This is a genomic window from Tychonema sp. LEGE 06208, assembly GCF_015207505.1.
Classification (GTDB): Bacteria; Cyanobacteriota; Cyanobacteriia; order Cyanobacteriales; family Microcoleaceae; genus Microcoleus.
Map to the genome: position 1 here is coordinate 1 of NZ_JADEWT010000038.1, position 19,825 is coordinate 19,825.

General features: G+C 46.0%; 18 protein-coding genes, 1 tRNA gene and 1 pseudogene. 8 read left to right on the forward strand and 12 right to left on the reverse strand.

All coding sequences use genetic code 11. The features are described from left to right. The first annotated feature begins 176 nt into the window (after nucleotides 1-176). Nucleotides 177-1,121 carry a glycosyltransferase family 4 protein gene (locus IQ263_RS12305; RefSeq protein ID WP_486579297.1) on the forward strand — a complete coding sequence of 315 codons (945 nt, stop codon included), beginning with the start codon at nucleotides 177-179 and terminating at the stop codon, nucleotides 1,119-1,121. A gap of 41 nt (nucleotides 1,122-1,162) precedes the next feature. After that, nucleotides 1,163-3,082 (forward strand): hypothetical protein, encoded by a 1,920-nt coding sequence (locus IQ263_RS12310; RefSeq protein WP_194067687.1) that lies wholly within the window; start codon nucleotides 1,163-1,165, stop codon nucleotides 3,080-3,082. Nucleotides 3,083-3,373: 291 nt separating this feature from the next. On the opposite strand, the gene IQ263_RS12315 is transcribed toward IQ263_RS12310, so the two are convergent. Together IQ263_RS12315 and upp are read right to left on the reverse strand one after the other, a co-directional pair. Further along, nucleotides 3,374-3,520, reverse strand: a complete 147-nt coding sequence (locus tag IQ263_RS12315) for a hypothetical protein (RefSeq protein WP_194067688.1) — start codon at nucleotides 3,518-3,520, stop codon at nucleotides 3,374-3,376. Nucleotides 3,521-3,790: 270 nt separating this feature from the next. Further along, nucleotides 3,791-4,216 (reverse strand): annotated as a pseudogene (gene upp, locus IQ263_RS12320) (uracil phosphoribosyltransferase). Nucleotides 4,217-4,771: 555 nt separating this feature from the next. Here upp and IQ263_RS12325 point away from each other — a divergent pair. Continuing rightward, nucleotides 4,772-5,344 (forward strand): DUF4360 domain-containing protein, encoded by a 573-nt coding sequence (locus IQ263_RS12325; RefSeq protein WP_194067689.1) that lies wholly within the window; start codon nucleotides 4,772-4,774, stop codon nucleotides 5,342-5,344. Between the two features lie 209 nt (nucleotides 5,345-5,553). Here the strand turns inward: IQ263_RS12325 and IQ263_RS12330 are convergent, their stop codons facing one another. The 3 genes from IQ263_RS12330 to IQ263_RS12340 all read right to left on the reverse strand — a co-directional run bounded on the left by IQ263_RS12330 (nucleotide 5,554) and on the right by IQ263_RS12340 (nucleotide 9,243). After that, on the reverse strand, nucleotides 5,554-6,825 hold the full coding sequence (locus IQ263_RS12330) for a URC4/urg3 family protein (RefSeq protein WP_194067690.1): 1,272 nt from the start codon (nucleotides 6,823-6,825) through the stop codon (nucleotides 5,554-5,556). Next, nucleotides 6,822-7,904 carry an adenylate/guanylate cyclase domain-containing protein gene (locus IQ263_RS12335; protein ID WP_194067691.1) on the reverse strand — a complete coding sequence of 361 codons (1,083 nt, stop codon included), beginning with the start codon at nucleotides 7,902-7,904 and terminating at the stop codon, nucleotides 6,822-6,824. The genes IQ263_RS12330 and IQ263_RS12335 overlap by 4 nt, the downstream gene beginning before the upstream one ends. Nucleotides 7,905-8,001: 97 nt before the next feature. Then, the gene (locus IQ263_RS12340) at nucleotides 8,002-9,243 is read right to left on the reverse strand and encodes a GTP cyclohydrolase II (protein WP_194067692.1); all 1,242 of its coding nucleotides are present in this window, start codon (nucleotides 9,241-9,243) and stop codon (nucleotides 8,002-8,004) included. A gap of 553 nt (nucleotides 9,244-9,796) precedes the next feature. On the opposite strand from IQ263_RS12340, the gene IQ263_RS12345 reads away from it, so the two are divergent. Both IQ263_RS12345 and queC read left to right on the forward strand, forming a co-directional pair. Beyond that, a complete protein-coding gene (locus IQ263_RS12345; RefSeq protein ID WP_194067693.1) occupies nucleotides 9,797-11,131 on the forward strand; it encodes a cytosine deaminase in 1,335 nt (444 codons plus the stop codon). 154 nt (nucleotides 11,132-11,285) lie between these two features. Then, nucleotides 11,286-11,960 carry a 7-cyano-7-deazaguanine synthase QueC gene (gene queC / locus IQ263_RS12350; RefSeq protein WP_194067694.1) on the forward strand — a complete coding sequence of 225 codons (675 nt, stop codon included), beginning with the start codon at nucleotides 11,286-11,288 and terminating at the stop codon, nucleotides 11,958-11,960. A 105-nt stretch (nucleotides 11,961-12,065) separates the two neighbouring features. On the opposite strand, the gene IQ263_RS12355 is transcribed toward queC, so the two are convergent. Further along, nucleotides 12,066-12,578, reverse strand: coding sequence for a tetratricopeptide repeat protein (locus IQ263_RS12355; RefSeq protein ID WP_194067695.1), 513 nt, complete (start codon nucleotides 12,576-12,578; stop codon nucleotides 12,066-12,068). Between the two features lie 348 nt (nucleotides 12,579-12,926). Here IQ263_RS12355 and IQ263_RS12360 point away from each other — a divergent pair, with 348 nt between their 5' ends. Then, nucleotides 12,927-13,490: a hypothetical protein gene (locus IQ263_RS12360; RefSeq protein ID WP_228049997.1), complete on the forward strand. Its 564-nt coding sequence runs from the start codon at nucleotides 12,927-12,929 to the stop codon at nucleotides 13,488-13,490. A gap of 45 nt (nucleotides 13,491-13,535) precedes the next feature. After that, nucleotides 13,536-14,150 carry a hypothetical protein gene (locus IQ263_RS12365; protein WP_194067696.1) on the forward strand — a complete coding sequence of 205 codons (615 nt, stop codon included), beginning with the start codon at nucleotides 13,536-13,538 and terminating at the stop codon, nucleotides 14,148-14,150. A gap of 7 nt (nucleotides 14,151-14,157) precedes the next feature. On the opposite strand, the gene IQ263_RS12370 is transcribed toward IQ263_RS12365, so the two are convergent. Together IQ263_RS12370 and IQ263_RS12375 are read right to left on the reverse strand one after the other, a co-directional pair. Further along, nucleotides 14,158-15,636: a CNNM domain-containing protein gene (locus IQ263_RS12370; protein WP_194067697.1), complete on the reverse strand. Its 1,479-nt coding sequence runs from the start codon at nucleotides 15,634-15,636 to the stop codon at nucleotides 14,158-14,160. A gap of 65 nt (nucleotides 15,637-15,701) precedes the next feature. After that, nucleotides 15,702-16,391, reverse strand: coding sequence for a hypothetical protein (locus IQ263_RS12375; protein WP_194067698.1), 690 nt, complete (start codon nucleotides 16,389-16,391; stop codon nucleotides 15,702-15,704). Between the two features lie 190 nt (nucleotides 16,392-16,581). Here IQ263_RS12375 and IQ263_RS12380 point away from each other — a divergent pair. Continuing rightward, nucleotides 16,582-16,654, forward strand: a tRNA-Ile gene (locus tag IQ263_RS12380). A 350-nt stretch (nucleotides 16,655-17,004) separates the two neighbouring features. On the opposite strand, the gene pyrR is transcribed toward IQ263_RS12380, so the two are convergent. From pyrR to IQ263_RS12400, 4 genes are all read right to left on the reverse strand, one after another. Then, entirely contained in the window at nucleotides 17,005-17,538 is a 534-nt protein-coding gene (gene pyrR / locus IQ263_RS12385) for a bifunctional pyr operon transcriptional regulator/uracil phosphoribosyltransferase PyrR (protein WP_194011114.1), read from the reverse strand. Nucleotides 17,539-17,689: 151 nt separating this feature from the next. Continuing rightward, nucleotides 17,690-18,769, reverse strand: coding sequence for an adenosylcobinamide-phosphate synthase CbiB (cbiB, locus tag IQ263_RS12390; protein ID WP_194067699.1), 1,080 nt, complete (start codon nucleotides 18,767-18,769; stop codon nucleotides 17,690-17,692). 97 nt (nucleotides 18,770-18,866) lie between these two features. Continuing rightward, nucleotides 18,867-19,280 carry a GFA family protein gene (locus tag IQ263_RS12395; protein ID WP_194067700.1) on the reverse strand — a complete coding sequence of 138 codons (414 nt, stop codon included), beginning with the start codon at nucleotides 19,278-19,280 and terminating at the stop codon, nucleotides 18,867-18,869. Between the two features lie 33 nt (nucleotides 19,281-19,313). Further along, nucleotides 19,314-19,757, reverse strand: coding sequence for an Rrf2 family transcriptional regulator (locus IQ263_RS12400; RefSeq protein WP_194011111.1), 444 nt, complete (start codon nucleotides 19,755-19,757; stop codon nucleotides 19,314-19,316). Between the last annotated feature and the right edge of the window lie 68 nt (nucleotides 19,758-19,825).

Sequence of the window (19,825 nt, forward strand, 5' to 3'; positions counted from 1 at the left end):
TTGTTAAGGGGGGGCTAAGACTCAATCAGGGGCTTGAGGAAGGATTCTTCCCTCCCCCCCTTAACAAGGGGGGGACTGAGGGGGGGTTCTCTGAAATACTCGGAAAATTGCACAGATTCGGTCAATTTGTGTTATCCGGGACACCTCCAAACCTGCTCTCAAGCTACTCTCAAGCAATGCAGAATTGGGCTGACGATTTGGTAGCTGCAGGGAAATGCGATGCTGTTACCTGCGAACACAGCGTTAACGAGATTTACGTGCGTCCAGAATGGCGACAAAAACTGCTGACAGTGGTCAATATTCACAGTTCGGTTTGGGGAACTTGCAGGGAAATGTTAATCACCGGCACTTCCCAAAAACCTCTGCGCGATCGACTAAATTTGCCGCTACTCGCCCGCTACGAAAGACGCTACTGTGCCAAATTTTCCCGCATTGTCGCCACCACATCCACAGACAAGCAGCAACTCCTAGAATTGCTGTCGCCAGCGGGAAGACTCGGAGAAAAACCAGATTTTTTTGTGCCTCCGATTGATGTCATTCCTAACGGCGTGGATTTGACAGAATTTCCGTACCGGTCGATCGATCCGGGAGGACACACCTTAATCTTTGCAGGCGCAATGAACAATTTGCCCAATATTGACGCCGCCAGATTTCTCAGTTTGCAAATATTGCCTTCCTTGCAGCAGCGATATCCCGATGCTACCCTCACTCTAGTCGGGGCTTCGCCAGTCCCGGAAGTGCTCGCCTTGGGGAAACTCCAAGGAATTCAAGTAGTAGGTCGGGTGCAAAGGGTGGCAGAATATTTGCATCAGGCTGCAGTTTGTGTGGTGCCGATGAGGATTGGTTTCGGGATTAAAAATAAAACTTTGGAGGCGATGGCTGCGGGAACTCCCGTGGTGGCGAGCGATCGAGGTTTGGAGGGTTTAGCCCTCGGTGGCGGCCCACAACCGACAAGGGCCTTGCGGGCGAACAAAGTTCAGGAGTATGTTGAGGCGATTACCAGTTTGTTTGAAAATCAGCAACAGCGACAGGAGTTGTCCGAAAGCGCGCGCGCCCTCGTTGAAAGTCAATACACCTGGGATATCATAGGTCGGCAGTACGATCGACTATTGCAACTTTAAACTCGAAATTCTAAAATCTAAATTCTAAAATTGGACGGACGATGGAACACAAAATTAACCCCTCGAAACGCCGAGTCAAACCCCCAGAAAATTCAAAAGTTGCTCCTCCTCCTCCGACAAGACGCCGCCGCAATCGTCGCCCCAAAAAACTTCAAGACTCCCAGCTTCCCCTACTTCCTTCCCCAACTCGCGCCAGATATCCGTGGAAAAGACTCGTAGCTAATTTGACAGCCCTCGGCATCTTGTGCGGCTGTTCCGCTTTGATGGGAGGCGGCGCTTGGCTGAGTTACCAGCTAATTGTCGATCCCAACGGTAACAGGTTGGTCTCTCAGTTTGTCCCTGGATGGTCGCGCCTGCCTACCGGTAGCAGAGATTCGATCCAAACTCTGGCTCAAATCAAAGCCAGCATCCGCAAATTGGGCTTCATAACCGGCGAACCCCTACCGCTTCCCGTCGATAAATCTGCAGATAATTCTATTGCCGATTTGCTGTTGCCGGTGATGGTAGAAAGGACAGTTAATGCTTCTACTGTTTGCAAAAATCCTTGCCGTCAAATTGTCGAACTTCGGGTGTACAAGCGGGTACAGCTTCCCGATCGCGATTCCGATCAAGAGCAGTATTTTCAGTTAGCAAGTTCTGTGAGTGTAGAAGGCCCTGCCGAATCTTTTGTGATGGCTTCTTTAGCTGACTCCCCGTCCGACAATCAAGCCTCCAATCAGTCGCTACCCCTAACAGAACTGCGCCGCTTTGACGGCAAGCCCCCCGCCGAAGGCATTTGGTTTAATGTCAGCGGTAAACTGGTGCGCGGCGACAAGAAAATTCCCTACGGACAAGTCATTCGCTACAACCCCAGCCAAAATCATTTAATCTCGCTGTTGGATTGGGCGAGTGCGGCCGGACAACCGCCGAATTGGCAGCAAATTGTGAAGGGTTCAAATCCACAATTGGCGATCGACCAAACAGTTGGTTTAGAGCCGCAATTTACCCTTTATCAAATTGGCCCGCGCAAATTTGTGCCGAACCCAGTTCAGTTAACTCCGATTTCTTTAGAAGAATTTGCCTTCAACGATCAGACTTACAAAAACGGGCTGCGGCTCGCCAACAGCGGGCTGTGGTCTCCAGGATTAAATGTCATGCGTATTGCTAAGGGTAAAGCCGGCAAAAATTGGCCCGCACTCGCGCAAGCTCAACTAGAAACGATCGAATTTCACGCTAAAATTACTCGCGCTCAGGCGATCGCATCCTGGGCCAGTCCCGGCCAACAAGTGCTCGCAGAATTGATCGACGGCCGCTGGAGTGAAGCTTTGCAAGTATTTGAAGCCGATCCCAGCAACAGTCACGAAATTGCCACAACCCTCAAAAATGACGGCGGGCGGATTATGAACCGCGTAGATGCCGCCTTGCGAGTCAATGCCGCGGACGGCGATGTCAAGGCTTGGGGCGCTCTAATTGTAGCCTCTCAAGACGGAACTCGCGAAGCGATGAATTGGCTCGACCAGCAATCAGATACCGACAGCGAAACTAGAAGTCGAATTCGGAATTTGGTCAATAAACTTGATGAAGCAGTTTCTCTCGCCCAAACTTTAGGAGACCACAAAAGTCAAATTATGGGTTCTGCTACATTAATTAACAATATCAACCCCGCTGACTGGCTAGAACCCGCAGCCAAAAGCGGGTTAAAATTGACCCCAGAACAAGTTTGGTATCAGGTGCAAGTAGCAAGTTTTTACGACGGCATCCGCTGGGTTAATTCGCCCTTTGCAGATGTAGAAGTGCGCTCTTTTCCCGATACTCAAATTAAATGGCTCTGGGGGCGGCTGGGCTTGCAGGCTGACCCCAAGATTAAAATTGAGGTAGCGATGGCTAACGGTCAACAAAGAGTCGCTGTCGGAACGGTGAAAGCCGTGCAGATTCAAGACGGAAGTCTGCGCTTGCTGGCGGCCGTTGACAAGCGATCGTAATCAGGCAAAAAGCATTCTGCAGGGAAACAATTTAAGACACACTCTTGATATCATGTCCCATCGATTGGCAACAATAAGATGTAGTTCGTAAAGATCTGGTTCCTAGTGCGGACTTTAGTCCGCTCTTAAACTGCGAACATTAGTCCGCACTACGAACTGTAAAGATCTGGTTCGTAGTGCGGACTTTAGTCCGCTCTTTTGTCCCAATCCCCGATCAATTTCGGAAAAAAATACAGAGAGCAATTTTCTTAATTCAATTTACACAACTCGCGCCAACAACAGCCAGAGATATTACATCCCGCCCTTTTTAGAAAGTGCTGCAATCATCTGTTGCTTCACAGCTTTCGCCCAAAGCTCAAACTCCACACTGTTGATGCTGTTAACTTTCACTTCCTCAGCAGGCTGATGTGGGGCTTCCTTATGTACTGTAGTCTCCATTCTTTTTTCCTCTTACAAAAAATGTTAATAGTCGATCGCCAGCGATTAGCATCATACATCTATTTTATCTACTAACTCCTGCCATTAGTTACACTAAAGGCATAAATTTTAATGATCAAATGCAGTAAATACATATAGACAATGCAATTTATGAATTCCCTCTCAAAAACCATACAAATATTGCTACATATAGATTTTCCCTGACATTAAAACTTTATAAATTACATTGTATAACAGAATCAAAGTAATACTTGTGTGAGTAAAGTTATTTTACAATGAATGTATTGGTATATACAGCAGAAAATAATTTGATTCAATTGAAATAGTGCCGTAAAGCCGTAGCGTAGCGGGGTGTAAGCCATCGCCCGCAGGGACGAGTCCCGGTACAATATAATTGCGATCGTCCAAACGCTCATCAACAGCAGCCGCATAAATCTGCACGTCAGAGTGCTGTTGATGAAGGTATTCAACTCGCTCCGGCGCAGCCAGCCAGCACAAAAACTTAATAGACTTCGGATTAACTTATTTAAGCCGATCCGCAGCAGCCACTGCTGAGTTACCAGCAGCCAGCATCCCATCGACAATTAAAACATCTCGCGGTTCGATATCCTGGGGAACTTTGACATAATACTCGATCGCCACCTGAGTAGTGCGATCGCGGTACAAACCAATAGACTTGAATGGCAAAAATTGCAAAACACCTTGAAATTATCTGCGTCAATCGGTGTTGCATCAGCCCGATATCTGCGGTTTCTCTGAAGATAATTATCATCTTCTGAATCTGCCGGAAAATACGAATATCGTCACATTTTCCTCCTTCGCCACTAGCAGACAGAGCCTTTTACTACAAATCCAGCAGTTCTAATTCCCGAATTAAAGCATCTTTTCTCAGCCAATAGCAAAGGCATATAATTCGTCGTCCAACAAATACCTCCTAGCGCAGCGCCGACCAAAAAATCAGAACTTTGTTCCCCACAAAGCCTAAAAAAAAGATGAATATTATTCCCTCAAATCTTCCGGAACACTCTTTGAAGGAAATGAATCTTAGAAAGTATCAGGACACAACAAGCATTAATACATAAATTAATGCTACTCGAAAAAGCCGAGCTAAATACAGATATCTAGCTCTCAGTCAGAAACTGACTGCCTTTTCAGTAAAGGCTTGCCATCTCCTAAATAGAAAGGCATCGCCTCAATATTCCTTGAATTTTTCAGAGTTGTCCTAACAAAAAAACCTTAAGGAGAACATCCATGAAATTTGCAAAACTCTTGCTGGCGACAGCATTAATGGCCGCTTCTATCAGCCCCGCCTTGGCAAATCCTGCAGTTCAAATATTAGGAGCCAGCTACGGCGGTAGCGGCTGCCCAGACCGCTCCGCCAGCGTCAGCGTCAGCCCCGACGGTCAAGAACTCACCATCCTATTTGATAAGTTTGCAGCCCAAGGAAATGTCTCAACAGAAACCCGGAAAAGCTGCAATCTGAGCATTCCCATCAAAGTACCCCAAGGCTTCCAAATTTCTATCTACGATGCTGATTATCGCGGCTACATTGCTCCTAAAACCACAGGAAACCTGCGAGCAGAATACTTTTTTGCGGGAACCCGCGGCCCAGTTTTTAATCGGAATTTAAGCGGCGAAACTAACTACAACGTTCGAGATAGTTTAGCCACTGTAGCTAATGTTTGGTCTCGCTGCGGCGACAGTGTAAATATGCGAGTAAATGCTGCGATGACAGCCCGCGGTGCCGGCATGGCAACCGTTGACTCCTTCGATTTAGCTCATCGCGGTTTAGTGTATCACGTCAAATATCGCACTTGCAAATAAGCAGAAACACTAAAAAACAGATAACACTGATGACCCGGATTCTTTACGAAACCGGGTTTTTCAATGCTCTAATTGTATCAATTCCGGTTGTACCGAAATGATATAGAGGAAACGGCAGTGCCGTTTCCCTACGTCAGATTAATTGTAGGGAAACGGCACTGCCGTGTCCTAATTTCTTATGATACTGCCGTGTCCTAATTTCGGCTTATTTAAAACACAGTCCCGTCACTTTCAATCCGAATTGGCGGCACTCCACCGACTCTCAATTCCCCGGCAATTTTTCGCCCCGCCGCCCAAGTTCCCCCTTGCAAAATCTTCACCAGGGGCAATTCTGTTGCACTCAAATGCAGCTTTTTTCGCATAGTTGCGGCAATCTTATCTAAAAGAATCACAGTTAGCGATCGCCATTCCACTATAACTTCCGAACCGGGCAAATAACTACGATCGCCAACAGCCGCATCTTTTACCCGCAGCAGCCCGACATCCAAACACAAACCACCGTTGCGATACTCCGCCAAACCCGTTAACTCATCCAATCCGGCGACTTCTAAACCCAGTTGTTGCAGCGGTTCCAACAGCGAATAAGTCAACCACTGCGAGAGTTTGTGAAACGGCACAAAGTTATCTCCAAAATTTTCTCCCGCCAAAGCTGAATGCCGCCAAACATCCCCTAAATTAACCCCACCAATGGCATATCTTCCCGGCCAAATCTCCTCAAAACCTGTCAAAACAGCATTCAATACTTCAGAAGCATTCACAGTTTTGACTCCAGAAACCCGATTGTCGAGCAAGTATTGTACCAAATTGCCGGGACGCGGGTTTTCGCTACCAAATAATAATCGATGCTGGCAAATCGCCTTCCCCAAACGCTGCAACAATTCTAATCTGCCGCTTAAACCAACTAGCGGATTGTCTCGACTTACCTGAAATCCCGCAGCTAAGGTTTCTAGTTTTAATTGAGAAAGCCCCCGCGAATCAGCAGAAAAAGGAAAATCAGGATTGCTGGAAAAAACACCTTGACAAAACATCCGAAAACTGGCTATTGCTAACCCTTCTGAACGGCGGTAAATTTGTCCTGTTTCTGGTTCGCAATACTGCCAATCTGCACCGGCACCGGCATCAAGCAAAACGCTGACAATTGCTAAATCAAACTTGATCTTAGCTTGTTCTATGGGTGAAAATTCTGTTAAAGCTGCATCTAATTCGGCTAGTCGCGGCAGGTTGCCGGCTTCAAAATGCCGCCAGCGACTGTGAAAGGGAATGTTAAAATCGGGATACTGTTGGCGAGTTGTCTCGATTACATAATTGGCTGCTTTGTCGAGTTGGGATAAATCGACGCGGAAGTAGGGTAGTTTATTTTCGGAGGCTAAATTAAAAAGCCGTGAAGCGAAGCTATCCCGAAGGGAATCGCACTTTTGGCGAATCGCAGCCGGCGTTCTCAGATATTGTACAGTTTCTAGTTCAAGTTTGCTCAACTTCATACAATCAAACACCGATAAACATCGTTTTCTTGAAAAAAGTCAAACTGACTGTAATCTAAAAGATTATCTAAAATCGCATTTTTATCGATTTTGATCAGCTTGTACTCCCACTTTGAGCCGCTGACTTCGCGTTTTATTCGGTCGGAAACTATCACCGAATTTTTGTCAGTAGCCGGAGATATTATTTTACTTAAATCTTCCAGCCTGTCGGCGATGTTAATATCTTTTCCGTAAGTGCAAGACCGAAATATATACAAATTTCCTTTAGTAATTCCTACCGACAAGCCGCAAGGTATTTGATTGCCACGAATAAACAGTTTCCAATTCTCGCACAAACTTTCCATTGCCGCTAAGGCTGAGTGAGCTTCCTGGAAAGTTAACAAGTGCGAATCACCAACAATACTCCGAATTGTGCCGCCGTATTCTTCACAAATTGTTTTTTCAAAGTTATCGAACTTAGTCAGTAAATATTCAACATCTTTAATAGAATTAGATTCTTGATAAGCAATAAAACCTCTCAAATCAGCTTTGATTATTGCTTGATTTTCTACTATTCGCGTTTTGTGACTTTGGTCAACTTTGTAAACTTTTTCAGGTTCGCTCATCCCTTTCAAAGAAAACTCATTCACAAAAGATGTTTGCACTTCTGCTTTGTTGAGGGCCAGCCATGCTGCTTGGGACAAATATATTTCATCCGGCGGAGTTACTGATTCTATCCGCGCTGTTAAATTTACTGTATCGCCAAAGATATCTTTATCTTGGTGCAAGACATCTCCTAGGGTAATCGACACGCGAATAGCCAATCGTTCATCGTTCGATTTACTAGATTGTTCAGCTCTCAATTCTTGCTGCATTTCTATGGCTGCCATCGCCGCTGCGGTAACGCTGGGAAAAATCATCCAAAATGAATCACCTTCCCCTTTAATCATGCTGCCTTCATTTCTGATAGTAATATCTGAAATAAAATTTTTATGCTCGTTTAACAAACTACTTAATTCGGACTGAGATAACTTTTTGACTCGGACGGTATATCCGCAAATATCTGTTTTTACGATAACAGTAGAACGCAAATTAGCCATAACCTACCCTGACCGATCAAAGACCAGCAATAAATTTTATTTGGCAAAGACGCGATTGTTCGCGCCCGATTGTTCGCGTCTTTGGCCTGTCAATCTCCTAAATCGCGTCAATCATGGCTTCTGCAAGAATTGTAGCATCTGGCACGGGGTCTGGCGTGTAGTAGCCGGCTGCTTTTTTGGCGGCGATTTCGACTTGGGCGTCTGCGGGAATCCAATTTTCGGGAATGGGGATGCGATCGACTACTTGAATGCCAGAATTGATAATTGCATTGTATTTGAGATCGCTCATAGAAACTAAACTGTCAATTCGAGAGATCCCCAACCAGTGCAAAACATCTGGCATGAGTTCTTGAAACCGCATATCTTGAACTCCGGCGACACATTCAGTACGAGTAAAATAGGCATCAGCGCGATCGCCCCCTTCCTGCCGTTTTCTGGCATTGTACACCAAAAACTTCGTAACTTCCCCCAAAGCTCTGCCTTCCTTGCGGAAATAAACAATTACTCCAGAACCGCCGGATTGTGCAGTTTGGATGCAAATTTCAATCCCATGTACCAAATAAGGGCGGCAAGTGCAGATATCTGAACTGAACACATCAGAACCGTTACATTCATCGTGTACCCTTACCGCCAACTGCTTCTGAGGGTCAGAAATATTTGCAACATCGCCAATAATATAAACTGTAGTTCCGCCAATTGGGGGCAAGAAAACCTGTAAATCCGGCCGCGTCACCAAATCCGAGAACATACCGCCTGTTTGCTCGAATAAAACGCGGCGGAGAACACTTTCTTGCACCCCTATCCTGCGGGCAATTCCCGGCAAATACCACACGGGGTCGATCGCAATTTTTGTTACCGCTAAATTGCCGCCTGCTTTGACTATTTTGCCATCAATTTGCACGCGCCCCTTAGCGATGGCATCTTGCAATTCCGGCATATTAATATGAGCTTTAGTAACAGCAATTGTCGGGCGAATATCGTATCCCTGCTGAAAAAATGAAGTATAAATTTGGCTGACCAAACCCCCAAAGGGATCGAGAGAAACAATCAAATTGCGATCGCCCCAACTCGGGTGAGGGCCGATGCGCGCCGCCGGAGACGTGTTAGTAAAATCGGGCAGGTGATCGGCTTGAAGTGCGCCGGAAGCAACTGCTAGCGCTCGATAAACAGAGTAGGAACCCGAATGAGTGCCGATCGCATTCCGGTGAGAAGATTTGCTGAGGCTGCCAATCACGGGCCCCCGTTTGAGAGGATCGATTTCTCCCCAACAAATGGGAATTGGTTCTGTACCGGATCTGTCGGGATGGGATGTTAAAACTATATGCTTGGGTTGTGACACAGTTGTTTTTGGCTCTGGCTATGGCATTTTTAAACGATTATCGATTGTAACAACAGAATTGTGTCTGCGGAAGGATTCGAGCTATCCAATTTTAGCGAAATCTTTTAGGGAGCATCTCACTTTTGCAGCCAAGCTAGAAATTGGAGGTAGGAGGCAGGAGACAGGAGACAGGAGGAAAGAGGAAGAAAGAAGGAGTCAAAAGAAGTCTTTTTACAAATATGAGATGCTCCCATCTTTTAGAGCAATTAGATTTAATGTGTGAATCATATTTTTTTAAGCTGTTGTGCAAATAAACATTGTATATTTCGACGATCGATCAAAAATCTTCTCCCTCTCTCCCCCTCTCCCTCTCTCCCCCTCTCCCCCTCAATCACCATACAGAATCTAGATGCACAACAGCTTAACGAACCGCAGAGGCGCAGAGGGCGCAAAGGAGAAAGAAAGAGAGTCAAATGGAAATAGAGAAATAAAAAAGTTCCCAAATTTGGAAATAATTGCTATATTTAAAACTGGTATGGCTAAATTATTAATAAAATTCTAACTCACAAAGTTAATGTTGCCAAGTACATCTAATTATTTGCTCAAAAATGCTCGCGTCCCCGCGTCTCTGCTAGAAATGCAATCGATCGCACCCTCAGTTTCTGCAATTGCAACAACGGGGACAGAGAACAATTTTTGTGCGGTGGATCTGGAAATTGCAGCGGGTGCGATCGCCCAAATCATCCCCACCAATACAGAACCTTTATCGCAACTTCGAGATATTCCAATTGTAGACTTGCAAAACGGCTTAGTTTTCCCTTGCTTTGTGGATATGCACGCGCATTTAGACAAAGGCCACATTTGGGAACGATCGCCCAATCCCGACGGAACTTTTGCAAGTGCGCTGGAGACTGTGCGCGCTGACGCCCAAAAACACTGGAATGCAGAGGATGTTTACCGGCGGATGCAGTTCGGCCTCAAGTGCAGCTACGCCCACGGCACCAAAGCCATCCGCACTCACATCGACAGCGCAGGCGATGGGGGAACCGTTAGTTTAGCAGTATTTGAAGCCTTGCAAGCCGAATGGAGCGATCGGCTAATTTTGCAAGCAGTTTCCCTAGTTTCCCTCGACTATTACCTGACACCAGCAGGCGAAAAATTAGCAGACAAAATTGCCCAAATCGGCGGCATCCTCGGCGGAGTCGCCTACATGAACCCGGATTTAGACAAACAACTCGATCGCGTATTTAGCTTAGCCCAAGAACGCGGTTTAAACCTCGACTTCCACACCGACGAAACCGACGATCCAGAATCAGTAACACTGCGGGAAGTAGCAAAAACGGCTATTCGCTATGAATTTAGCGGTCAAATAATCTGCGGGCACTGCTGCAGTTTAGCCGTACAACCGCCCGATTTAGTAACAGAAACTTTGACATTAGTCAAGCAAGCAAATATTGGCATTGTCAGCTTACCGATGTGCAACCTTTATTTGCAAGACAGAGAATCGGGGCGTACACCGCGCTGGCGGGGAGTGACCCTGATCCACGAACTCAAAGCAGCAGGAATTCCCGTCACAGTTGCTAGCGACAACTGTCGCGATCCGTTTTACGGATTTGGAGATCACGATGTTTTAGAAGTCTTTAATATGTCAGTCCGCATAGCCCATTTAGACAGACCTTGGGAAGATTGGCCGCGCACAGTCACAACAACACCAGCAGATTTAATGGGATTGCCGAATGTAGGACGAATAGGAGTTGGTTTACCCGCTGACTTGATTTTATTTAAGGCGCGAACTTTCAGCGAATTGTTATCTCGATCGCAGCGCGATCGCACAGTTTTGCGGCAAGGTCAAGAAATTGATACAACCTTGCCAGATTACCGGGAACTAGACGATGTGTTAGCAAGTTAAACTTATAGCAATTCTCGCATAAACTGTCAAATATTTCTCTTCTCTTCTCTTCCTTCGCGTCTTCGCGGTTCGTTAAAATCCATCGCTGTAAACTTGTCAATTCACAACTAATTTGATATAAATGTAAAGGCTAATTTAATGGAGGTTATTTTAAGTGAAAGCAGTTATTTTATTGTCGGGAGGGCTGGACTCCTCAACTGTTTTGTATCAAGCCAAAGCCGACGGCTGCGAATGTTACACGATTTCCTTTGACTACCAACAAAGACATCGGCGGGAGTTGGAATCAGCAAGGGCGATCGCGCTTTCGGCCGGAGTTAAGGCACATCAGATAGTAAACTTTGACTTAACACTGTGGGGCGGTTCCGCTTTGACGGATAATGAGATGGAATTGCCGATCGATCGCAATCTTGCAGAAATGTCTCAAAACATCCCGACTACCTACGTTCCTGCTAGAAATACAATCTTTCTCAGCTTTGCCCTCGCCTACGCAGAAACTCTAGAAGCCGATCGTATTTACATCGGTGTCAACGCTTTAGATTATTCTGGCTATCCCGACTGTCGCCTCGATTACATCCAAGCAATGCAGGAAGTATTTCGGTTGGGAACGAAGCAGGGAAGAGAAGGAGAAGCTATTAATATTGTAACACCTTTGATTGAACTTAAAAAAACCGAAATTATTGAATTAGGCAATAAGTTGGGAGTTCCTTGGGAGCAAACTTGGTCTTGTTACGCAGGCGGCGAAAATGCGTGCGGCGTTTGCGATTCTTGTCGGTTGCGGCTGGCGGCTTTTGAGGAATTGGGCTTGAAAGATCCGGTGCCTTACGCTTAAAGATGACTTACGCATTTCCTAGGGGGCGTCAGAGGTAAAACCTAATTATTTCGTACTCGCTTCAAGCCTGACGCACCTTACAAACAAAACTAAAATTTAGGCGGCTTATTTACCTTCCGGCTCATCCTCAACTTCCGGTTGAGCCTGGTCTTCCTGTTCAAACCTAATTTCATTTTGCAGCGAATTCAATGACACTAAAAGCATATCAGCTATTTGCGATTGTCCTCTAGCCCTGTAGATATCTATCGCTTTCTGAAAATCTTCTACTCCCCCCTGTTGTTCTCCAATTACAGCTCGCATACGAGCACGGATAATATAAGCTTCTACAAAATCCGGATTAAGATTAATTGCTTGAGTAAAAGCTTCAGCAGCTTCCTTATACAGTTCTTTGCGACCGAGGTCGAATCCTTGTTGATAAAGTTCTTGAGCTTTCATCGCATTCCTTAATTTCTGCTGTTCATCTCGCTTGCATAAAGGATCGAGTCTGTTGACTTTACCTGATGAATCAAGTATAAAGCACCCTGGTTCTTTCTGGGCATTCGCTACATTCTGAAAAAGAGGTAGAAACGCAATAAGGACAGAAGAAAAAACAGAAATTAAGTAGGAGTATTTCAGCATTACTGGTACTGTTTAAATATTTACTTATGTAGACAGATATCATGCCTGTCTGGCTCCAGATGTGACATCGATCGTGGCAATTGGTAATTTATATCACTGACTGTGAAATGGCTCGGCTCGTAAAATCCTATGAATCATGCTCTGCAATAAATTTCGCAAGCATCATTTTGTAAGTATCATTGGAGCTTCAGCTATGAACTACTTTCAAAAGACCGCATTATTTATGGGGTAGCAACTGCTATTAATGGGCTTACTTTTGCAGCTCAGGCTCAGTTTTGTGCAGACCCTTCTCACAGAGCAGCAACTAAAGCTAGACTCGATCAAATTGCCGATAGTCAAGGGATAGAAATGGGTGATGTTGGAAAAGCTTATGAAAACTTTGCACTAGCTACCATTAGACCAGGTACTCCAATTCCAGAAAATACCAGGCGATTTTTTTCAGACGCAAGGAAAAGGCAAACAAAGGATAAGTACCAAAACGTAGTACCTGATGGAGTTCTTCCACTTGTGTTCGTGAATTTTCCAGCAGGCCCAACTGAAACATATGCTAATAGCGTTTTCTATGAGGTAAAGGCACTTAGTGGAGGTCTCCTGCCCCCTAGTTACTCAGATTATCAAATTCTCGGTTTCATTGATGCACTCGGTGACAGTTCTGCCAAGACAGCAGGCAGAATACCAGCAATCATTTTTCTCACTAGCGCCGATATCAAGCAGATTAGTAATGCTACAGTAGCAGAAGCTTCATTGAGAAGTGTAGCTGTCTGGCACGCTATAGGTTGTGAAATACCGGGCAGCTTTAATCAGCTTCAACTAGGTGAAGCTTCGTTGAGAAATCCCGTAGTCTACTTTCTCCAGCTAACGCTTCCAGAACGAATTGGCCCTGGAATCCCCGGCAGGATTTTCATTAATTAAAGGTTAATTATCTACTCATTCATAGTTTACTTAATGGTGAAAATTATGTCTATTGAAGAGCGCCGAGGTATTGAAACAATTGACAGAAACCAAAATCTACTTCTCGTTCGCGCTCCTATTGAGTCAGTGGCGGAAAAATTTAGTAGGGCGAGACGTGCGGATGTTTGGGAACGGGATATCTACGATCGCGAAATCGAAATTACGGCCGAAAGCTATATTGTATTTCAATTCCGGGGACACCCTTGGACAATCGTTGAGCAACTGAATCATCATCCCGGTTCCCTTGTATTTGGAGAAGGAGATGCCATCACCCTTTCCTGGTTCCTATCCACTCGCGCCATCTACTACAAATGCAGCGACACTTGCGGTTATATTGGTTATAACTGCTACGACAGAGGTGCATTTGCAGAGATGCTGTACTTTGAGGAAGAAATGGATCTCTTATTCCTCTCTGACTTTCGCGAGGTTAAAGCTGAGGACATTGACAGTGCCTTTCGCTTTACTTACGCTTTTATGGAGGAGCAAGATATCTATATTCCCTACGTATATTACGAAAATGTGAGGGCTGGCGATCGCCTTAATTTCCGGCCCAAAGGCCCGACGTTAGATGATTTAGTACGCAGCGACTTCGAGCGAATAGATTATATAGGCATTAACTAAAAGATTCTCAACTAGAAAATCTCGCCACATCTCTCAACCCGCTATTCTTGCGACTTTTTCCCACAATTTCCCCTTCTATCTGTCCAATTTCACTTAAAGTTCGATCGCCCGCCGCCCCTTCCAACAAGTGAATTTGAAGTTGATCCAACCTCGGCCCGGACACAGAAACAACCGTAAGTTCCACATTGTCGCCGCGCCAAACTTCCCCAACAGCCGGCATTCTTTGCAACTGATAGCTCAAAAAACCTCCGATTGTTTGATATTCCTCAGCTATCGGCAAATCCAAATTCAATATTTGATTGACATCATCTACATTTAGCTGCGCTTGTACTAAAAAAGTGCGATCGTCCAATACTTGCAAAGCAATTTCTTTGCTGTCGGGCGAGTGGTAAGTGCGGCCAATAATTTCGGCGATCAAATCCCTCAGCGTCACTAACCCGGAAATGCCCCCAAATTCATCGACTACGATCGCAATTTCTTCCGACGAACGCTGCATCAAAGGCAGCAATTCTCCCAGCAGCATCATCTCCGGCACAAACCTCACTGCACTCATCCAAGTTACAATTTCTGTGTCGGGAGATAGCAAACCTTCAGCTAGAGGTTTTGCAAGTTGTTTGAAGCCAATAATGCCGATAATATCGTCTAAAGAATCTCCCGTCACGGGATAAAAGGAATGGTTGGAAATTGCCATTTCGTCGAGCAAAGTTTGAAATGTAGCCGTCTTGGGAAGTGCGATAATGCTCGGCCTCGGCACCATCACTTCTTGTACCCAAACTTCGCCAAATTCAAACACGTTATTGAGCAATTCTCGCTCTTCTGCTAGTAAGCCGCTTGATTCGCTGGAAGTAGCTATAATTAATTGCAATTCTTCGGGAGTAACGGGCCGATGTCTTAGGTTGTATTCGATTCCTGCAAACCGCAAGAGCGATCGGGTGGATTGATTGAGAAACGACACAAAGGGATTGAACAGCCGGGATATCAATAAAGTCGGAGGCCCGAAACTTCTGGCTAGCTGTTCGGAATAAAGTAGGGCTACAGATTTGGGGAAAAGTTCGCCGAGTACGATTTGCAGGTAAGCTAGCAGGAAAAAAGTTACTATTGATATTCCGAAAGAATGGGCCAGCGCCGATTTGATATAAAGTGGCAGCGGCAAACTGGCGATCGACATTCGGACTAGCACGGCGATCGTATCTTCCCCAATCCAGCCGAGAGCTAAACTAGAAAGAGTGATTCCCAACTGCATTGTTGAGAGCAATCGCTCGATACTTTTCTGCAAAGATTGAACAGTTAAAGCTGCAATGTCGCCAGCCTCGGCTAACTGATTGATGCGCGATCGGCGTACCGTCACCATCGAAAACTCAGCCGCCACAAAAAAAGCGTTGATCGCAATCAGCAGCAGCACTGCAAGCAACCGCGACAGCACTTCTGTCGGAGTCATCGCGGGTAAATCAGCTATCTCCTGCACTCTCGCCCCTAAAAGTGACACAATGCTCCCTAGAACAACTTTCTCGATCGAACCTCAAAATCCCTGGAGTGTTTGCTCCTTTTGTCTTACTTCGCTACTGGAATCCCAGCTATTTGCAACTGAAGTTTTTGACCTGGATAATCTGTCAGCGTCAGCGAAACTTGTTTAGCATTTTCCAGCAAAGCGGTGGGAATACTCACCGTACCGTAATACACCTGCCCGTTGGGGGGCAGTTCCGACGGCAAATCCTCAGCAGTCGCCGAAAGGGCCCGGCCGCGATCGTCCGTGACGTTCAAGAAACTGTAGAGAAACCTCACAGATTGGGAACCTTCGTTTTTCATGCTCACGTCTAGCAGCATGGAGTTGCCGCGCTGACTGGCCGCGCTCACTTCTAGGGTTATTCCCCCGTCGCGACTGTTCAGGGGAAATTTGGCGCTGGCCTTTGGTTCGGCGGGCTTTTTGGCTGTGGCTGGTTTAGAGCTTGTCTTGTCTGTTTTAGTATTTGCTCCGGTCGTTTTGTCAGGATCGCGACCTTCTATCCGCGCTTTGACGGTTTTAAGAATGTCTGTTTCTTTCAAAATGCTCACTTGCTCTTTGCTAGCCACAGTTCCCTGCTTGCCGGTGCCTGCATAGTTGCTGGGGCGAACATCAGGTTGAGTCGTTCCTTTCAAGGCTTCGCGACCTGTAGTAAATCCCAAAACAGAACTCGTCACACCTGCTCCAAACATAAGAGTTAGCAGAATTAGAGTCAGCACTACTGTTGAATTCACTGCCATTGCCTGTAATTTTATGCCTAGTCGTAGAAACTGCTTTGTCCGGTCGAGCCGGATAGCGCAGGTGCGTTTCGGGCGATCGGGGACTCAACAGATCTAAAGATTTTGATTTTTGTTCTCTAGTTCTAGCACGAACTGAGAAATTATGTTATAGTTACTTCTTAAGTTAGATAGATTGAACAAATCAATTTAACGGCAGTTGGCCGAGCGGTTTAGGCAGCGAACTCATAATTCGCCCCAGGCAGGTTCAACTCCTGCACTGCCGATTTTAAATAAATTAGGACGCTCAGCGCCCGTCGCAACCAAGCTTATTTCTGCGACGCATGGGGCGAGAAACCCGGTTTCTGGGAATTTTGGCGTTAAGTAACAATAAATATACGTACCAACCCAGTTTTTGAGGGTGAGGGAGGGAGAAACCCAGTTTCACTCTTCTGAAATCGATCGCGAACCAGACACCCAAGTCGATCGACTCGCAAGTTCAACTTATAGCGGTTGTCAAGCGTCGTGAGGTATGCCCTATGCCCGATGCCCTGTTTGGCCTGTTTGGCCTGGCCTGTTTGGCCTGTTTGGCCGATGCCGGATAGTACCTCCTATGAGAGCAAAGAAAGGCTATAGATCAACCCTTAATCAATTCCACCCCGTAGCGCCCATCGTACTCTTGAGCGTAAACCTTAACTTGTTCTTCCTTTGCAGTCGGCAACTTTTTACCCGTAAAATCTGGCTGAATCGGCACTTCTCTGTGGCCTCTATCGACTAATACCGCCAACCAAATTTTTTCCGGCCTTCCGTAATCGTTTACCGCATTCAAAGCCGCTCGAATTGTTCTACCTTTGTATATGACGTCATCTACCAACACAACGATTTTTCCCGTCAAATCGAAAGGAATTTCTGTTTTAGCCGGTGTCCGCATCGCCACTCGATCCAAATCATCTCGGTAAAAGGTAATATCCAAAGCGCCCACCGGTACTTTTACTTGTTCGAGGACTTCAATTTGATCGGCTAACATTTGAGCTAGTGGCACTCCTCTAGTATAAATCCCCAACAGCACTAACTCCGACGGAGCCCCAGATTTTTCGACAATCTCGGAAGCGACGCGGGTGAGAGTGCGCCTCACTTCATCCGGCGATAAAATTTTGATAATTTTAGTCATTATTTTACTGGGATTTAATTGTTGGCTGTTGGCCCATCGAACAATTGAATAATTGAATAATTTTAGATATTTCGACTTGGCCCTAAAAGTTTGAGATTGACTTCACTGATGAATCTGGTGGCTGGTATCTGTCGCCCAGTAAAGTCAGCAGTTAGGGGACAAAAAACCATAAAGTATAAACCAGCCATGATAGTCCCAACCAAGTCAAAAAGCAATAGCGAGTTAATTGCAAAGCTTGATAAATTTGTTCGGGGGCGATCGCGCGAATAGGCTCGCCTAACAGCGGTTTGTGTTTGATAACTCCCCGATAGGAATTTATACCTCCTAGTTGTACTCCCAAGATGGCTGCGTAGGCGCACTCGCTCCAACCGGAATTGGGACTGACATCTTTAACAGCATCTCTCTGACAAATCTGCCATACGTAGATCGGTTTACCAGAGATCAGGGCTAAAGTAATCACTGTTAGTCGGCAAGGAAACCAGGTGAGGACGTCTTCTAGTTTGGCACTAAACCATCCTAAATTAGTGTATGGCTGTTCTTTGTAGCCGACGGTTGAATCTAATGTGCTGGCTGCTTTGTAAGCCATCGCACAGGGAACGATCGCGCTGGCGAGCATCGAGTTAGGATCGATCGGCAAATTGGTAACAGTTAATAATAAATCTGGCAGAGCGAACCCAACTAGGGCATAAAATAGCGGCGCTGTCACGCCATCGACTGCATTCTCTGTTACAGTTTCTAACAATGCTCGCAGAATTTCTGGCTCGGATAAGTTTTCAGTATCCCGGCCGACATAAAGACTCAACCGTTCCCGCGCCTTGACTAAATCTGCAACAGTTAAAGGTGCTAGCACATCTTGAGCCGCCGCCCTCAAACTGCGACCGGCAAAACAGCTTGCGAGCAAAATGGTCTGCAGGGCAATACTTAAAAGAGGGTGCACCCAACTAGCAGCAAGGACGATCGACCAACTGACAGTATAACTGCCTAGAATCAGCCCGATCGCTAGTATTGTACCAGCACATCGCAGCAGCAGTTTGTGCAGCTCACCGGCCGGACGATCGCCCGCAGGAGCCATTTTGTCTGCGGGATTATTCCAGATACTAAAGACAATTCGAGTATAGCGGTCGATCGCCCAACCCATCGCCTGTACGGGATGCGGCCAACCCCAAGGATCGCCGATGGAATAATCCAATACCGCAGCTAAAATCAAAACAGCAAATTGATCCGGCATCATTATATATTGTGTCAAACTTGATAGTCTGTCCTGCCAGCGAGCGATCGTTCGACCGGGCTGGTTTTAGCTGCTGTTACCAACAGCGGAATTGGATTTTTTATCCCAGATTTTCAGTGCTGAGATTACTTTCGTCGCCAAGCTTGTGTACGTTCTGCTCCCAATTAACACCATCAAAGGGTAGAATCTGAAATTGGGAAACGGCATCGGAGTCAAGACAGCGGACGTTGACATCGAATCGATCGGGATGCGATCGGGGACGATAGAACGAGTGAATCCCACAAATCCGGCAGAAAGTATGTTTGGCAGTTCCTGTATTAAACGTATAAGTTGTCAAAACATCTTCGCCGCACAGCAACGTAAAACGTTCCGGCGGCACAATTAGGTGCAAAAATCCTTTCTTTTTACAGATAGAGCAGTTGCAGTCAGATGCTTCGTGTTTGTCAACCGCGACTGTGAAGCGGACAGCACCGCAATGACAGCCGCCGGAGTAGGTAACAAGTGTTGTGTCCATGTTTTCGGGCGATCGAATAAATCAACTTACCATCTAAATGATAAAGCTAGTTTCTTCTCCCAGAGCAGCTTGCCAACTGCGGACATCATAGTATAAGTCTTCGAGGGAAATAGTGTATAGCGCTTCGGCAAGTTTTTTGTGCAATCGGTTCCACAAACTGAATGTTACCCAATCCTCTGCTTGCGTCGCGTCGGGAGAATGTCGAGGTAAAGGTTCAATAGTTTCGCCTACGGCCTCTAAGATTTGTCCTAAAGAAATTTGAGCCGGCTCGCGGGCTAATTGATATCCTCCCTGGGAACCCCGAACTGATTGGACTAAACCGGCTCGTCGCATTTCAATCAATAATTTTTCGAGATACGGAGCCGGTAACTCCTGTCGGTTCGCGATCGATTTTACCGATGTCGGGCCGAACCGAGGTTGCAAACTTAGATCCAGTAATGCTTTGACACTGTAGTGTCCGCGTGTGGTTAACTTCATGGGATTTTAAAATTGGGGGCAAATATTTAGCTAGCTGATAGCTGATAGCTTATGCTACCGAGTTTAGA

What these genes read in the sequence shown, in the direction of transcription:
- IQ263_RS12305 (WP_486579297.1), top strand. Translation starts at nt 177, where the DNA reads ATGCAGAATTGGGCTGACGATTTGGTAGCTGCAGGGAAATGCGATGCT.
- IQ263_RS12310 (WP_194067687.1), top strand. Translation starts at nt 1,163, where the DNA reads ATGGAACACAAAATTAACCCCTCGAAACGCCGAGTCAAACCCCCAGAA.
- IQ263_RS12315 (WP_194067688.1), bottom strand. Translation starts at nt 3,520, where the DNA reads ATGGAGACTACAGTACATAAGGAAGCCCCACATCAGCCTGCTGAGGAA.
- IQ263_RS12325 (WP_194067689.1), top strand. Translation starts at nt 4,772, where the DNA reads ATGAAATTTGCAAAACTCTTGCTGGCGACAGCATTAATGGCCGCTTCT.
- IQ263_RS12330 (WP_194067690.1), bottom strand. Translation starts at nt 6,825, where the DNA reads ATGAAGTTGAGCAAACTTGAACTAGAAACTGTACAATATCTGAGAACG.
- IQ263_RS12335 (WP_194067691.1), bottom strand. Translation starts at nt 7,904, where the DNA reads ATGGCTAATTTGCGTTCTACTGTTATCGTAAAAACAGATATTTGCGGA.
- IQ263_RS12345 (WP_194067693.1), top strand. Translation starts at nt 9,797, where the DNA reads ATGTTGCCAAGTACATCTAATTATTTGCTCAAAAATGCTCGCGTCCCC.
- IQ263_RS12355 (WP_194067695.1), bottom strand. Translation starts at nt 12,578, where the DNA reads ATGCTGAAATACTCCTACTTAATTTCTGTTTTTTCTTCTGTCCTTATT.
- IQ263_RS12360 (WP_228049997.1), top strand. Translation starts at nt 12,927, where the DNA reads ATGGGTGATGTTGGAAAAGCTTATGAAAACTTTGCACTAGCTACCATT.
- IQ263_RS12365 (WP_194067696.1), top strand. Translation starts at nt 13,536, where the DNA reads ATGTCTATTGAAGAGCGCCGAGGTATTGAAACAATTGACAGAAACCAA.
- IQ263_RS12375 (WP_194067698.1), bottom strand. Translation starts at nt 16,391, where the DNA reads ATGGCAGTGAATTCAACAGTAGTGCTGACTCTAATTCTGCTAACTCTT.
- pyrR (WP_194011114.1), bottom strand. Translation starts at nt 17,538, where the DNA reads ATGACTAAAATTATCAAAATTTTATCGCCGGATGAAGTGAGGCGCACT.
- cbiB (WP_194067699.1), bottom strand. Translation starts at nt 18,769, where the DNA reads ATGATGCCGGATCAATTTGCTGTTTTGATTTTAGCTGCGGTATTGGAT.
- IQ263_RS12395 (WP_194067700.1), bottom strand. Translation starts at nt 19,280, where the DNA reads ATGGACACAACACTTGTTACCTACTCCGGCGGCTGTCATTGCGGTGCT.
- IQ263_RS12400 (WP_194011111.1), bottom strand. Translation starts at nt 19,757, where the DNA reads ATGAAGTTAACCACACGCGGACACTACAGTGTCAAAGCATTACTGGAT.